This is a genomic window from Allosphingosinicella sp., assembly GCF_036387615.1.
GTDB lineage: Bacteria > Pseudomonadota > Alphaproteobacteria > Sphingomonadales > Sphingomonadaceae > Allosphingosinicella.
This window is the reverse complement of sequence record NZ_DASVTH010000034.1, coordinates 42,244-54,571: the sequence shown is the minus strand read 5'-3', so window position 1 is coordinate 54,571 and position 12,328 is coordinate 42,244. Positions and strand designations below refer to the sequence as shown.

Sequence of the window (12,328 nt, the reverse complement as noted above, 5' to 3'; positions counted from 1 at the left end):
CCCTTGCAGGTTGATGCTGTCAGTAGGTCGAGCCGCCGGTCGTGCCGCCCAAGCCGCCGGAGCCGAGGCCCCCGGCGCCGGTCGTTCCCGCCATGTCCTCGTGCAAGCGCCGGAAGGTGTCGCGGCCCTCGCGAACGGAATCATAGCATTGCTGGATGAGGCTACGGGTCTGCTGCGACAACCCGTCATCCTTCAGCGCCGCTTCCCACTTGTTGGCGAGGTAGGTCTCGCCATGGTCGACCTCGGCGATCACGGCCGTGTCGTCGCTTCCGGTCACCTTGTCGCGCAGCGACAGGAATGCGCGATGGGCGGCGGCAAGGACGCTGCCGTCATCTTCCGGATTGCCGCCCATCGAGCGAACCGCGTCGCGCAACTGGGAAACGACCTGCTCACGCTCGTTGGCGCGCTCCAGGAAGGCGGAGCTGAAACGGCTGTTGGTCGCTTCCTGCGCCGAGCGGCGATAGCCGTCCACGCTGTCGATCGTGGTCTCGATGAGGCCGTTCAGAACCGAAATGTCGTGCGAGCTGCCGCCGGCCGAGCGAGCGCTGCCACCGCCCATGGGATCGGGTTCGAGCATAAAGAAATCTCCTTTGAGGGTATTGAGGCCCGTCACGTAACGCCTCGAAAACGGGAAGGGTTGCCCCGCTGAACTCACAAAATAGCGGGATCGGAACGGGCGCGATGCGACCGGCGTTCACGCTTTTGAAAAGAGGAGGTTTTGGATCATGATCGAGAGGGAGCGCGGCCAGCGGGCCAGCGTCGACCGGGAGACCGGGGAGGTTCATGGCAGCGGCTCGGGCGCGGGCGGCAATGGCAATCCGGGCGAAGATTATGACGATCAAGCCTATCAAGGCGGTGGCGGCCGCAAGGCGATGGGCGGCCCGAAGCCGATCGATGAAGCAGAGCGTCGGCCCAATGCAGACGAGGGGCCGGACCAGTGAGCGGGGGCAGCGGCCATCCGCTCCCGGGCAGCGACGAGGCCCGGCATAACGAGATCCCGGAGGATCTCGAACGTGCCAAGGGCCGCGGCGATGATCCCCGTCCGGTCGTTACCCCCGATCCGACTGGTGAGAACCCGGATGGCGAGCGTTATCGCTATGACGATCTCGGCCGGGGTCCCGGCGCTGAGGAACCGCCGCAAAGCGCCTGACGTTCGTTCCTTCGAACAGCGATCAGGAGATAAAGATGGCGAACGAAATCCCGACCGGCGGCACCCAGGCAGGCGGCGGCCCCGGCGCGAGCGACCAGCGCACCCCCGGCGGAAGCAGCGGCACCGGCGGCTACGGCAATGCCCAGAACCAGGCCAACCACCAGGGCCAGGACAATCCCTATGGCGGCGCGCAGAGCGGTTACGGAAGCGGCCAGGATCTGGATCGCGGCGCGGCGTTCGACGCGCAACAGGGCGGAGGGCGCTCGGCCGATGACATCGACATCGAGCAGAGCCCGGCAGACCAACGGGACGCCGAGCAGACGGCCGAGGCGGACGAGTTCCTTCAGGATCAGCAGGCTCATCAGGACCGTGGCCAGAGCAGTTTCGACGCCGAGGTCGAAGCCTGATCCGCTCAAGCCTGACGTGAGCGACCGAATGGAACCCGTCGCGACGAATCTCGTTTCGTCTGCGATACGGAGAGCTGGAGATTCCGAATGGCCAAGGGCAAGTCAAGCAAGGGCGGCAAGGCCGGCGACGGGTCAGCTCCGCCGTCGAACGGGTATACGCAAGGCGCGTCGAACGCCGGCCAGGACGGTCAGTCGTCCGGCACCGATCGAATTCCCGCATCGCTTCGTGAGTTCGGGGAAAAGGCCGTCGAACTCGCCAACAATCCGATCGCGCGCAGCATGCTTGCCGCCGGCCTGGTGACGGCCGCCGCAGCGCTCACCGCAAATCAGAAGACTCGGGACAGCGCCCGCAAGGCCGCCTCGGGCGTGGCCGATGCCACGGAGGAGGCGGCGGAGAATGCCCGACGTATCGGCGCCGCGCTCGTTTCGGCCGCTACCGAGTCATTCCAGAAAATGTTCTCAGGCGCCGGAGGATCGCCCGGTGAGACCGGTGCCGGCCAGCAGGCGAATGAAGCCGAACTGCCGCTCTCCACACCCCGAAGCGGCGGCGGGGCGTCCAGCGCCGGCAAGGAACGCGGCGGCGGCGGAACGCAACGCTCGGCTGCGAGCAGCAGTGGCAAGGCGGCGGGCGGCGGCAGCGGCAAAGCCGGTGGCGGCAAGGCAAAGACCACCGGCGAGGGCTCGAGCGGAAGTTCGGGCAAGAAAGGCGGCCGCAAGAAGGGCGGAGCCGCCACGAACGCGGGCGCTTAGGCAGGTCTATCGGCTATAACGGCTGCCCGGCCTGGCAGCGCTCCAGTTCGACCACGTCATGCGCGCAAAAGACGCGCACGTCGCTCCGATGCTCGACCGAGAGGTGGCGGACGCGCTCCAGGTTCTGGATGCGCAGCGCTCGATCGGTCTCCATCATCGTCTGATAGAAGCGCAGGCCGGGCGTACATCTGCGTTTCGCGTTACGGACTTCCTCGCGGTAGAAATAAGCGTCGCCAGCATAGAATAGCCAGCCAGCCTCGTTCCGGACCGCCACCCCGGCATGGCCCCAGGTGTGGCCTGGCAGCGGGACCAGCAGGATCTCCGGCGGAAGTCCGTCCAGATCGCGCGCGGTCTCGAACCCGAACCAGGGCTCGCCCTGGCCGCTATAGCGCCGCCAGTTGCGAACCTCGTTGAACTGGCGGGGGCGATAGCGCCTGCGCGGGATGAACCCGGTCCGCGGACCGGTCGCGGCGCTCCACTCCTCCTCCATCAGGTGCACGGTCGCCTGCGGGAAATCCTCCAGGCCACCCGCATGGTCGAAATCCAGGTGCGAGAGCACGATGTGGCGCACGTCGCCTGCCTTGAAGCCGAGCGCTTCGATCTGGCGAATTGCTGTGTCCTGTTCGCGCAAGACGATGCCGTTCAGCGCTCGGAAGAATTTTGGAATGCGATGCTCGGGCGGCTGATGCGGATGATCGACGTCCTTTAGCCCGTAGCCGGTGTCGACAAGGACCAGGCCGTGCGCATCCGTTTCGATGAGCAGGCAATGACAGACCAGATGGCCGAGCGGCCCCTTGCTGCGCCCGTCGAACAGCGGTCCTCCGACCGGACAATCCGTGCCGCAGTTGAGATGGTGAATTCGCATCGGCCGGACACTCCTTCGTCGGAAACGTCCAGCCCAAACGAAAAGCGGAGCGCCTTGTTCAGACGCCCCGCCTTTCTTACGCGGTTACAGGCCTTGCGGCGGTACTCAGCGGCAGCGGAAGCCGCGGCTCTTGTCGATCTCGCGACCAAGCAGGGCGCCCGCCGCAGCGCCGGCAATGGTGCCGACCGTGCGATTGCGGCCACCATCGATCGCCCGACCGGCAAGCGCACCGGCAGCGCCACCGACGATCAGGCCGGTGGTGCCGTTCCTGCGACGGCAGCGCAGGCGGCCGTCGGAACCGCGCCAGGTCTTACCCTGGTAATAGCCTTGGGCCTCAGCCGCCGTCGGGAGGGCGACCACCGGCAGCGTCATCGACGCGGCGGCGAAAGCAAGAGCAACTTTACGCATGGAACTGTCCTTCTTGAAAAACACAGACGAGAAACGCCGCACTTGTGACAGCGGTTGCATGAACCCAAAACAACAAGCGGGAAGGGTGGCGTTCAGCCGGTAAGCCAGCGATCAGTCGGCCAGCCGGTGCTCCAGGGTCATCTCCGCATTGAACAGCTTTGAAATCGGGCAGTTCGCCTTGGCTTCCTCCGCCAATTCAGCAAAGCGGGCCGGATCGATCCCGGGCAGCATCGCCTCCAGCGCCAGGTCGGACCGGCTGACCTTGAAGCCCTCCCCATCTTTCTCGAGCTTGACGCGCGCCGTCGTCTCGAGCGTGCCTTCTTCCAGCCCCTCACGGGCGAGCGCGAAGGACAGGGCCATGGTGAAACAGGCGGCGTGCGCGGCCGCCACGAGTTCTTCCGGATTGGTGCCGGGCTCCTCGCCGAACCGGGTCGTGAAGCTATATGGTTGATCCTTGAGGACGCCCGACTGGGTGGGGACCCAGCCTTTGCCGTCTTTCCCGAGCCCGACATAGCGGGCCGATGCGGTGCGTGTGAACATGGCGGCTCCTTGTGTGTTTGGCGGCAGAACCCACCTCACGCGGATTGGGTTTCGTCAAGCGCCCGCCGCCGATCACCGGGGGGCACCATGGAAAGGACAATCCCCTGCTCGACCAAGGCCAGACCGCGCTAGCGGCGCTTCTTTCCGATCTGCGGGCGCGCAGCTACCGGTTCGTTTCCCCAACTCCCGCCACCCATGCACGGGTCATCGCGCGGCCGGACAAGCAGGGGGCGCGGACCTTACGCGACGTGTTCGGATGGAGCCTGCCGTTCGAGCCGGACCTGCTGCCGCGGGAGATGCTCGCCAGCCTCGAACAGGCCGATGCGGTGGAAGAGCATGGCAACATGCTCAAGAGCAGGGTCCGCGTATCCAGCATGGACGGGCATCTCTTCCTCCACTCCGCTTACCCGACTGTCGACGACCAATCTGTCTTCCTGGGACCCGACAGCTATCGCTTCGTGGCGTTCGTGCAGGCTGAACTGGCGAGCAACGGGGTGCGAAGGCTGGTCGACGTCGGCGCCGGCGCCGGGGTCGGCGGGCTGATGGCTGCGCCCCTGGTTCCACAAGCACGCATCACCTTGCTCGACGCAAACCCCGCGGCGCTGCGCCTTGCCGCCGTCAACGCGCATGATGCCGGCGTGTCGGCCGAGCTCGTCGAGGGCTGCGGCATCGAGGATGTACCTGAGGGCCCGGACGTGGTGCTCGCCAATCCGCCCTATATGATCGACTCCGAAGGCCGCACCTATCGCGACGGCGGCGACATGCACGGTGCGCGAGTCTCGCTGGACTGGACGCTGAACGGCGCGCGGCGGCTCGCGCCCGGCGGGCGCGTGCTGCTCTACACTGGGGTAGCCATGGTCGAAGGGAGGGACGAACTGCGGGAGGCGCTGGAGCGGGAGCTTCCGGCCCTCGGATGTACCTTGCGCTATCGCGAGCTCGATCCGGACGTGTTTGGGGAGGAGCTGGAGAAGCCGGCTTATGCCGGCGTGGAGCGGATCGCGGCGATCGGGGCCGTGGTGGAGAAATCAGCCGAGTGAATCGTCGCTGGGCGCGCAGCGAAGCAATCCAGCGATCTTCCGAGTCTCTGGATTGCTTCCTGCCAATGCCGAAGAGGCAGTCCCGTCAGCCCGCGACCGCGACGTCCACCTTCTCGACCCATTCCGGGTAGAAGACCGGCTCACGGTTGGACCAGCCGGGGGCGGTAGCGGCCGCTTCGCTGATCGACTGCAGCAGGATGCGGCGCCGTTCCGGATGCAGGTGCGGCAGGGCGGCCGCGGCGCAAAAGGCGCCCGGCAGCCACGGCCGCACGCAGGCGCCGATCAGCCGCTCGTAAAGAAAGCGATAGGAGGCGAAGTCCGGCAGCCGATCCTGGCCGAGGTCGAAGGCGGTCATGGTGACGAGCGGGCCCATCAGGGGCTCCATCGCGTCGAGACCGCTGTCGTCCGGAACATAGTCGCGGATGTGATCGAGACGCTGATAGGTGCGCGCCTGGGCACGAATGCTGGCGGCTTCGCCCACGTCGCGCGACCAGCGCTTGATCGCGTCGCGGCGGCCGAGCCCCACGTCCAGCGAGCGCCGGATGTAACGCTGCGTGCCTTTCCCGAAGCTCGCGAATTCCTTCATTTCGGCTAAAGTCAGCGCCCCGTCCGCTGGCTTCGTATTCGTCGCCATGACCCCACTCCTTTTACCACAGCGAAGATCATGCGCCCCAACCACTTACCAAGGGCTTAACCGTATCCCCGCTCCCCATTAAGGAATGAATCAGGAAACCGGCCGCCCTGCAACGGAATTCGTGAGAGTGGGATCGGCGGCCGTCCGACTGTCACATAGCGGCAACATGAGGAAAGCCGCAGCCGGCGCGGATGCCCAGGCGCGCGATCATGCAGGCGGCTGGTCCACAAAAACATGATGGAGCCGGCCAAAGGGCGATTTCACGAGAGCGCCTTGCGACCGCCATCCGGCTTGCCTCCCGCCTCGACAACTCAGGTCGGGTGCGCGGAAAGGGGGTCCTCGTCGGCAACTCCCGACTCCCCGGGCGGGGGCGCGTCCAACGCCGTATCTTGGTCGAGCCGATGCTCGCCCGGATGGTCCGTCAGCTTCTGCATCAGGCTCCCTCCGCCTTGAGCGCCGCCAACGGAGGGATCCTCCTGGCTCCGATCGGCCTCGGGATCGGGCGGGGCGACCGACATCTTCTCCATCAGACCTTCGTCGACCAGTTGGTCCTTGCCTTGCGCCATGCTTGCCTCCTTTGAACGCTCGCTTCGTTCGAGCAACGTGCAGAAGGGCCGGGCGATCCGCGGAAGATTAGACGCGGAGTGGGTCCGCATTTCGACGAAACGCCGCGCCTGATCTGCAAACCGCATTTTCCGCTCTGCGAGCCGGCGTTCGAGGCGCTAAGGCATTGGCCAATGGCCTCGATCATCCTGCCACGCCCGTCCGGGCGCTTCCACGACCTGCCGCTGGCCATCAAGTCCATCCTGGGCTTCTGGTTCTTTTACTTCGTGACGATGATGTTGCGTGCGCTGGTGATCGGCCACGGTGTGGGCGAGATGTTCAGCCGCAGAACTGCTGGCATCGTTATTGGAATCATTCTCACCTTCGGGGTCTACGCGGCGCTTCGCTTCTTCGCCCGTAACAGCGGGCTGAAGAGGATGACGATCGTCGCCGCGATCGCCAGCGTCCCGGCGGCTTTTCTTTTCTCGCTGTTCAACTTCAACGCCTTCTTCGTGCAAGAACCGCTGGTCAGCCGCAACGTCGCGGAACGGGCGCGCGACGGGTTGACAATCAACCGGTCGGGGAGCGGCGAACTGCGCATACTGCGCCGCGACTCTCGCAGTCCTGTGACGGTACAGCTGCCGTGGACGCGCGACCTGCTTAGGCAGCAGGCGCCGCGTCTCATCGCAGACGGAGCGGTCACCTGGTATTTCTTCTTCGCCGCCTGGGCCTCCTTCTACGTGGCGATGAGCGCGGGAAGCCAGTTGCGCAACGCCGAGCGACGGGCGTCCGAATTCGAACGTGCGGCCCAGTCCGCCCAGCTCCGGGCGCTGCGCTACCAGGTCAATCCGCACTTCCTGTTCAACACGCTCAACTCGCTGTCCTCCTTGATCATGAGCCGCCGCGAGGACGAGGCGGAGAGGATGATCCTGAGCCTGTCCAACTTCTTCCGTTCGACGCTCGCTGTGGATCCGACCTCCGACGTCAGCCTGGCCGAGGAGATTCGGTTTCAGATGCTCTATCTGGACATCGAGAAGGCCCGCTTCCCGAGCCGGCTGAATGTGCAGACGGAGATTCCGGACGAATTGCTCAGTGCGCGGATGCCGGCCTTGCTGCTTCAGCCGGTCATCGAGAATGCGATCAAATATGGCGTCGCTCGCGCCAAGCAGGAGGTCACCTTGTCGATCCACGCCGCCCAGGAAGAGGGGCGGCTGAGAGTGACCATTGAAAATGATGCCGATCCCGCCGATCAGGTGGACGATCACGGCACCGGCGTAGGGCTGACGAATGTCTGCGAACGCCTTTCGGCGCGCTTTGGCGGCGCCGCCGAATGTCAGTTCGGGCCGATCGAGACGGGGGGTTATCGCGTGATCTTGACCATGCCCTTGGTGCGAAATGGCTGAGGACCGGCCGCTTCGGCTGCTCGTCGTCGACGATGAGCCTCTCGCCGTGGAGCGGCTGCAGATCCTGCTCACCAGGATCGATGGCGTCAGCCTGGTCGGCACCGCTTCGGACGGCGAAGCGGCGCTGCGCATGGCCGATGGCGTGACCCCGGACGCGGTTTTGCTCGACATCGCCATGCCCGGCCGGGACGGGATCGATGTCGCCCGCGCGCTCGGCCGCTTCGCCAAGCCGCCGCTCATCATCTTCGTAACCGCCTTCGATACCTTCGCCGTCGCAGCCTTCGACGTGGAAGCCGTCGATTATCTGATGAAGCCGGTCACGCCCGAGCGCCTCGTCCGCGCGATCGAGCGGGTGCGCGAGCGACTGGATAAGCGGGCAAGCGAACCACGCCCGCCTGCCGCCTCGCCACGCCACCTGGAGGAGTTCTGGGTTTCGGAGTCGAGCGGTCTCGTTCGGCTGGCCGCGCGCGACATCGACCGGATCAGCGCCGAGCGCGACTATATGCGGCTCCACTCCGGCAAGCGCAGCTGGTTGATCAACCACACGATCGGCAAGCTCGAAGAGGAGCTCGATCCGGCGCAGTTCGTCCGCATCCACCGCTCGGCGATGGTTCGCCGGGACTATGTTTCCGGCCTGCGCCGCGACGACACCGGGCGCTGGTACGCGCGCTTTCCGGACGGGGAGGAGCAGAAGATCGGGCGGCTGTATCTGCACAACGCCAAGGAGCTTGCCGGAAAAGGGCGGTAATCGCCCGGCGCCGGCTTTTTTTGCTCCTCGCCGGCTAGGCCGCGGTCTCGAGCTGGGTGAACCGGACCGCCATGACCTCCCTGGTCTCCGTCTGCCCGAACGTGCCCTTCGTCACCACGCTGAGCTGCTGCACATCCTTGCCTCCGAGCGGCACGACCATGCGGCCGCCCGGCTTGAGCTGGTCGAAAAGCGCCTGCGGCGGGGTTTTCGCGGCGGCGGTGACGAGGATCCGATCGAACGGCGCATGCTCCGGCCAGCCACGCGAGCCGTCGCCGACGCGCACCCGGACATTTTGAAAACCGAGCTGGAGGAGACGCTGGCTCGCCTCGCCAGCAAATTCCTCGACCACTTCGACGCTCCAGACGTCTGCGCGGAGCGATGCCAGCAATGCCGCCTGGTAGCCAAGCCCGGTGCCGACCTCCAGGATATGGTGCCCGGGCCGCACCTCCAGCATGTCCAGCATGAGCGCGGCGATAAAGGGCTGCGAGATGGTCTTGTCGAAGCCGATCGGCAGCGGCCCGTCATGATAAGAAAGGGCTGCAAGCTGCCCGGGAACGAACAGGTGTCGCGGCACGCGCAGCATCGCCTCCCGCACATCCGGGTCGAGCTCCTCCTTGCCAATTTCATCGCTTGCCAGGTCGAAATGCAGGTCGACGACCTCCACCATGTGGCGTCGGAAAACCGCCAGGTGCTTCTCGGTCATCGGCTTCATCGGCGGCGTCCCTCTCGCTTCAGCCTCAAGTGCCCGGCGGGGCGCTCGGTTCCGTTCCGCAACCAAGGCCGCCGCGCCTCGTTGCTCCCCTATGGACGAACGGCTGGAAGCGGGCATTCACTGGATCGGCCGTGCCATCGAGGTGGTCGGCATCGCCATCATTGTCGTCGGCGCTACGCTCGCCTTGGCCTTTTTCATCCGCCGGCTGCTCGTCCGGCGCGACAAGGAACGGGCGATCGGGGATTTTCGCTCCGATCTCGGGCGCTCGATCCTGCTCGGCCTGGAATTCCTCGTCGCGGCCGACATCGTCAACACGGTCGCGATCGAGCCCACCCTCGACAGCCTCGCGGTGCTTGCCGGAATCGTGCTGATCCGCACCTTCCTGAGCTTCTCGCTCGAAGTGGAGATCGAAGGGCGCTGGCCGTGGCAGCGAGGAGCGGAGCCGCGCGGGAACTGACGCAATCGGGACCCTCACCCCCGTCGCCGCGTTGAACCTGGCAACGACACACAAGGACCTGACCGATGGCCAAATCCAACCCCGAGACGCCAAATTCCACCACCGACTCGCCCGACAATCCGCTAAGTCATGGCGAGGCCGGCGATCTCGCGCGCGGCAACCCGGAATCGGTCGCCGAGTTCAACGGCCGGATGGCTGCGGCGGGCGGTGGCGATTCGGGCGGAGGCGCCTACCCGAACCCGCACACCGGCAAGAAGCCTGAAGGCGGCGGGTTCATGGGGCATGGCGGCCAGACCGACATCGCCTATCATGGCGGCGAGCAGCTTGGTGAGCAGGGCCTGGGCGGCAACTCCAACAGCGCCGCCGGCAAGACCGAGGGCGGCAAGCAGAAGGACTGATCCAATCCGGCTGGTCGCACGCTTCTCAATCGCTTAGCGGGCGCTATAGAGGCGGGACCAGCCCTTTGCCCCGAAGGTTCGCCATGCGCCATGCCGCTATCCTGCTGCTTCTCGCCTCCTCTGCCTGCACGATGAATCAGACGGCCCGCCGAGAGGCCGCGGCTCCGCCCGCTGCGGCGCCCCGCGCCTCGATCGTCTATCCCGCGACCCAGCGTCAGGACGTGGTGGAGAATCAGTTCGGAGCGGCGGTCGCCGATCCTTATCGCTGGCTCGAAGCGGACGTGCGCGAGGATAGCAAGGTGGCGGCCTGGGTCGCGCAGCAGAATGCGCTGACCAATTCCTACCTGGCGACGCTGCCCGGACGGGCGACGTTCGAGCAGCGCATTCGTGAGCTCTACAATTTCGAGCGGTTCGGCATCCCGCAAAAGCAAGGCAACCGTTACTTCTATTCCCGCAACACGGGGCTTCAGAACCAAAGCGTTCTCTACGTCCGCGAGGGCCTGAACGGCGCCCCCCGGATGCTGATCGATCCCAACACCTGGTCCAAGGACGGTGCCACCGCGCTCGCCGAATGGACGCCTTCGGAGGATGGCAAGCGGCTGCTTTACTCGGTGCAGGAAGGCGGGACGGATTGGCGGGTGCTTCGCGTGCTCGATGCCGATACCGGCCGCGTTCTTCCCGACGAGGTGAAGTGGGCGAAGTTCGGCAACATCGACTGGGCCAAGGACGGATCGGGTTTCTATTATTCCCGTTTCCCCGAGCCCAAGGCCGCCGAACAGTTTCAGTCGCTGAACGAGAACCACACGGTTTATTTTCACCGGCTCGGGACTGCGCAAGCGCAAGACAAGCTGATCTATGCCGATCAGGGGCGGCCCAAGCTCAGCAATGTCGCTCAGGTCTCGGATGACGGCCGCTGGCTGATCGTCACCTCGTCGGAAGGAACCGACGAGCGCTACGACGTGACCCTGATCGATCTCACCCGCCCGGCCGCGACACCTCGCAAGCTGGTCACGGGCCTGCAGAACCAGTGGGACTATATCGGCAATGTCGGCGACACCTTCTACTGGTCGACCAACACCGAAGCGCCGCGGCTTCGTATCGTTTCGACCGACATCGGCCGGCCCGGGCTGGAGGTGAAGCAGCTCGTCGCCCAGGACGAGGCGACTTTGGGCGGCGCGTCGATTGTCGGCAAGCAACTGATCGCGTCCTACCTCGTCGACGCCAAGACCGAGGTGCGCACCTTCGATCTGAACGGCCGACCGACGGGCAAGGTCAAGCTGCCCGGCATCGGCACGGCGGGCGGTTTTTCAGGCGACGCGGACGACAGCGAGACCTTCTTCGCTTATTCGAGCTTCAACGCGCCCACGACGATCTACCGCTACGACAGCGCGACCGGCGCAACGACCACCTGGGCGCAGCCGCAGGTCGCGTTCAAGCCGGAAGATTACACGGTCAGCCAGCGCTTCTACCGCTCCAAGGACGGGACCCGCGTACCGATGTTCGTGGTCCACAAGCGCGATCTCGATATGAAGAAGCCGCATCCGACTCTGCTCTACGGCTATGGCGGGTTCAACGCGTCTATGCTGCCGGGTTTCTCGGCGACCCGCATCGCCTGGATGGAGCAGGGCGGCGTGTTCGCGCTCGCCAACATCCGCGGCGGCGGCGAATATGGCAAGGCGTGGCATGACGCCGGCCGCCTCGCCAAGAAGCAGAACGTGTTCGACGATTTCATCTCGGCCGGCGAGTATCTGATCCGCGAGGGGATCACGTCCAAGGACAAGCTGGCCATCCAGGGTGGATCCAACGGCGGGCTTCTCGTCGGCGCGGTCATCAACCAGCGCCCGGACCTTTTCGCGGCCGCGCTTCCGGCCGTGGGCGTCATGGACATGCTGCGCTTCAACCGCTGGACGGCCGGCCGCTACTGGGTCGACGATTACGGCTACCCCGATCGTGAAGCCGATTTCAGGACGCTGCTGGCCTATTCGCCTTACCACAACATCCGCTCCGGCGCGGATTATCCGGCGGTGCTGGTGACCACGGCCGACACCGACGATCGCGTCGTTCCCGGCCACAGCTTCAAATATACCGCCGCGCTCCAGGCCGCCAACACCGGCCAGCAGCCCAAGCTGATCCGGATCGAAACCCGCGCGGGCCACGGCTCGGGCAAGCCGACCGAGAAGATCATCGAGGAATATGCCGACATGTGGGCGTTCATCGCGGCCCATACCGGCATGCGGGTCGGCGGGATTCAGACGGCGAGCAAGTAAGACGGGGGA

17 protein-coding genes are annotated in these 12,328 nt (G+C 65.6%); 10 read left to right on the top strand and 7 right to left on the bottom strand.

The genetic code is table 11. From position 1 onward, the window contains the following. Positions 1-19: 19 nt before the first annotated feature. Entirely contained in the window at positions 20-577 is a 558-nt protein-coding gene (locus VF631_RS07010; RefSeq protein ID WP_431849566.1) for a ferritin-like domain-containing protein, read from the bottom strand. Positions 578-725: 148 nt separating this feature from the next. Between VF631_RS07010 and VF631_RS07005 the strand changes: the two genes are divergently transcribed. From VF631_RS07005 to VF631_RS06990, 4 genes are all read left to right on the top strand, one after another. Then, positions 726-941 carry a hypothetical protein gene (locus VF631_RS07005; RefSeq protein ID WP_431849565.1) on the top strand — a complete coding sequence of 72 codons (216 nt, stop codon included), beginning with the start codon at positions 726-728 and terminating at the stop codon, positions 939-941. After that, positions 938-1,150 carry a hypothetical protein gene (locus VF631_RS07000; protein ID WP_431849564.1) on the top strand — a complete coding sequence of 71 codons (213 nt, stop codon included), beginning with the start codon at positions 938-940 and terminating at the stop codon, positions 1,148-1,150. Before VF631_RS07005 ends, VF631_RS07000 begins: the two co-directional genes overlap by 4 nt. Before the next feature lie 35 nt (positions 1,151-1,185). Beyond that, positions 1,186-1,557 carry a hypothetical protein gene (locus VF631_RS06995; RefSeq protein ID WP_431849563.1) on the top strand — a complete coding sequence of 124 codons (372 nt, stop codon included), beginning with the start codon at positions 1,186-1,188 and terminating at the stop codon, positions 1,555-1,557. Between the two features lie 87 nt (positions 1,558-1,644). Further along, a complete protein-coding gene (locus VF631_RS06990; RefSeq protein WP_431849562.1) occupies positions 1,645-2,307 on the top strand; it encodes a hypothetical protein in 663 nt (220 codons plus the stop codon). Between the two features lie 13 nt (positions 2,308-2,320). On the opposite strand, the gene VF631_RS06985 is transcribed toward VF631_RS06990, so the two are convergent. The 3 genes from VF631_RS06985 to VF631_RS06975 form a co-directional block, all read right to left on the bottom strand. After that, positions 2,321-3,172: an MBL fold metallo-hydrolase gene (locus tag VF631_RS06985; protein ID WP_431849561.1), complete on the bottom strand. Its 852-nt coding sequence runs from the start codon at positions 3,170-3,172 to the stop codon at positions 2,321-2,323. 105 nt (positions 3,173-3,277) lie between these two features. Then, positions 3,278-3,580 (bottom strand): glycine zipper 2TM domain-containing protein, encoded by a 303-nt coding sequence (locus VF631_RS06980; protein ID WP_431849560.1) that lies wholly within the window; start codon positions 3,578-3,580, stop codon positions 3,278-3,280. 111 nt (positions 3,581-3,691) lie between these two features. Further along, complete coding sequence (locus tag VF631_RS06975; RefSeq protein WP_431849559.1) at positions 3,692-4,120, bottom strand: OsmC family protein; 429 nt, start codon at positions 4,118-4,120, stop codon at positions 3,692-3,694. A 44-nt stretch (positions 4,121-4,164) separates the two neighbouring features. Here VF631_RS06975 and VF631_RS06970 point away from each other — a divergent pair, with 44 nt between their 5' ends. Next, the gene (locus VF631_RS06970; RefSeq protein WP_431849558.1) at positions 4,165-5,157 is read left to right on the top strand and encodes a methyltransferase; all 993 of its coding nucleotides are present in this window, start codon (positions 4,165-4,167) and stop codon (positions 5,155-5,157) included. Positions 5,158-5,242: 85 nt separating this feature from the next. Here VF631_RS06970 and VF631_RS06965 read toward each other — a convergent pair whose 3' ends face one another. Both VF631_RS06965 and VF631_RS06960 read right to left on the bottom strand, forming a co-directional pair. Then, positions 5,243-5,791, bottom strand: a complete 549-nt coding sequence (locus VF631_RS06965) for a hypothetical protein (protein WP_431849557.1) — start codon at positions 5,789-5,791, stop codon at positions 5,243-5,245. A 311-nt stretch (positions 5,792-6,102) separates the two neighbouring features. After that, positions 6,103-6,357 carry a hypothetical protein gene (locus VF631_RS06960; protein WP_431849556.1) on the bottom strand — a complete coding sequence of 85 codons (255 nt, stop codon included), beginning with the start codon at positions 6,355-6,357 and terminating at the stop codon, positions 6,103-6,105. 171 nt (positions 6,358-6,528) lie between these two features. Between VF631_RS06960 and VF631_RS06955 the strand changes: the two genes are divergently transcribed. Both VF631_RS06955 and VF631_RS06950 read left to right on the top strand, forming a co-directional pair. Then, positions 6,529-7,737 (top strand): sensor histidine kinase, encoded by a 1,209-nt coding sequence (locus VF631_RS06955; RefSeq protein WP_431849555.1) that lies wholly within the window; start codon positions 6,529-6,531, stop codon positions 7,735-7,737. Next, positions 7,730-8,485 (top strand): LytR/AlgR family response regulator transcription factor, encoded by a 756-nt coding sequence (locus VF631_RS06950; protein ID WP_431849554.1) that lies wholly within the window; start codon positions 7,730-7,732, stop codon positions 8,483-8,485. Before VF631_RS06955 ends, VF631_RS06950 begins: the two co-directional genes overlap by 8 nt. 34 nt (positions 8,486-8,519) lie before the next feature. On the opposite strand, the gene VF631_RS06945 is transcribed toward VF631_RS06950, so the two are convergent. Beyond that, the gene (locus VF631_RS06945; protein ID WP_431849553.1) at positions 8,520-9,197 is read right to left on the bottom strand and encodes a protein-L-isoaspartate(D-aspartate) O-methyltransferase; all 678 of its coding nucleotides are present in this window, start codon (positions 9,195-9,197) and stop codon (positions 8,520-8,522) included. A 91-nt stretch (positions 9,198-9,288) separates the two neighbouring features. Here VF631_RS06945 and VF631_RS06940 point away from each other — a divergent pair, with 91 nt between their 5' ends. The 3 genes from VF631_RS06940 (at position 9,289) to VF631_RS06930 (ending at position 12,319) form a co-directional block, all read left to right on the top strand. Next, the gene (locus VF631_RS06940; RefSeq protein WP_431849552.1) at positions 9,289-9,654 is read left to right on the top strand and encodes a DUF1622 domain-containing protein; all 366 of its coding nucleotides are present in this window, start codon (positions 9,289-9,291) and stop codon (positions 9,652-9,654) included. A gap of 65 nt (positions 9,655-9,719) precedes the next feature. Further along, positions 9,720-10,052 carry a hypothetical protein gene (locus VF631_RS06935; protein ID WP_431849551.1) on the top strand — a complete coding sequence of 111 codons (333 nt, stop codon included), beginning with the start codon at positions 9,720-9,722 and terminating at the stop codon, positions 10,050-10,052. An 83-nt stretch (positions 10,053-10,135) separates the two neighbouring features. Further along, positions 10,136-12,319, top strand: a complete 2,184-nt coding sequence (locus VF631_RS06930) for a prolyl oligopeptidase family serine peptidase (protein ID WP_431849550.1) — start codon at positions 10,136-10,138, stop codon at positions 12,317-12,319. The last annotated feature ends 9 nt before the right edge of the window (positions 12,320-12,328 follow it).

What these genes read in the sequence shown, in the direction of transcription:
- VF631_RS06930 (WP_431849550.1), top strand. Translation starts at nt 10,136, where the DNA reads ATGCGCCATGCCGCTATCCTGCTGCTTCTCGCCTCCTCTGCCTGCACG.
- VF631_RS06935 (WP_431849551.1), top strand. Translation starts at nt 9,720, where the DNA reads ATGGCCAAATCCAACCCCGAGACGCCAAATTCCACCACCGACTCGCCC.
- VF631_RS06985 (WP_431849561.1), bottom strand. Translation starts at nt 3,172, where the DNA reads ATGCGAATTCACCATCTCAACTGCGGCACGGATTGTCCGGTCGGAGGA.
- VF631_RS06950 (WP_431849554.1), top strand. Translation starts at nt 7,730, where the DNA reads ATGGCTGAGGACCGGCCGCTTCGGCTGCTCGTCGTCGACGATGAGCCT.
- VF631_RS06940 (WP_431849552.1), top strand. Translation starts at nt 9,289, where the DNA reads ATGGACGAACGGCTGGAAGCGGGCATTCACTGGATCGGCCGTGCCATC.
- VF631_RS07010 (WP_431849566.1), bottom strand. Translation starts at nt 577, where the DNA reads ATGCTCGAACCCGATCCCATGGGCGGTGGCAGCGCTCGCTCGGCCGGC.
- VF631_RS06945 (WP_431849553.1), bottom strand. Translation starts at nt 9,197, where the DNA reads ATGAAGCCGATGACCGAGAAGCACCTGGCGGTTTTCCGACGCCACATG.
- VF631_RS06955 (WP_431849555.1), top strand. Translation starts at nt 6,529, where the DNA reads ATGGCCTCGATCATCCTGCCACGCCCGTCCGGGCGCTTCCACGACCTG.
- VF631_RS07005 (WP_431849565.1), top strand. Translation starts at nt 726, where the DNA reads ATGATCGAGAGGGAGCGCGGCCAGCGGGCCAGCGTCGACCGGGAGACC.
- VF631_RS06960 (WP_431849556.1), bottom strand. Translation starts at nt 6,357, where the DNA reads ATGGCGCAAGGCAAGGACCAACTGGTCGACGAAGGTCTGATGGAGAAG.
- VF631_RS06990 (WP_431849562.1), top strand. Translation starts at nt 1,645, where the DNA reads ATGGCCAAGGGCAAGTCAAGCAAGGGCGGCAAGGCCGGCGACGGGTCA.
- VF631_RS06975 (WP_431849559.1), bottom strand. Translation starts at nt 4,120, where the DNA reads ATGTTCACACGCACCGCATCGGCCCGCTATGTCGGGCTCGGGAAAGAC.
- VF631_RS06980 (WP_431849560.1), bottom strand. Translation starts at nt 3,580, where the DNA reads ATGCGTAAAGTTGCTCTTGCTTTCGCCGCCGCGTCGATGACGCTGCCG.
- VF631_RS06965 (WP_431849557.1), bottom strand. Translation starts at nt 5,791, where the DNA reads ATGGCGACGAATACGAAGCCAGCGGACGGGGCGCTGACTTTAGCCGAA.
- VF631_RS06995 (WP_431849563.1), top strand. Translation starts at nt 1,186, where the DNA reads ATGGCGAACGAAATCCCGACCGGCGGCACCCAGGCAGGCGGCGGCCCC.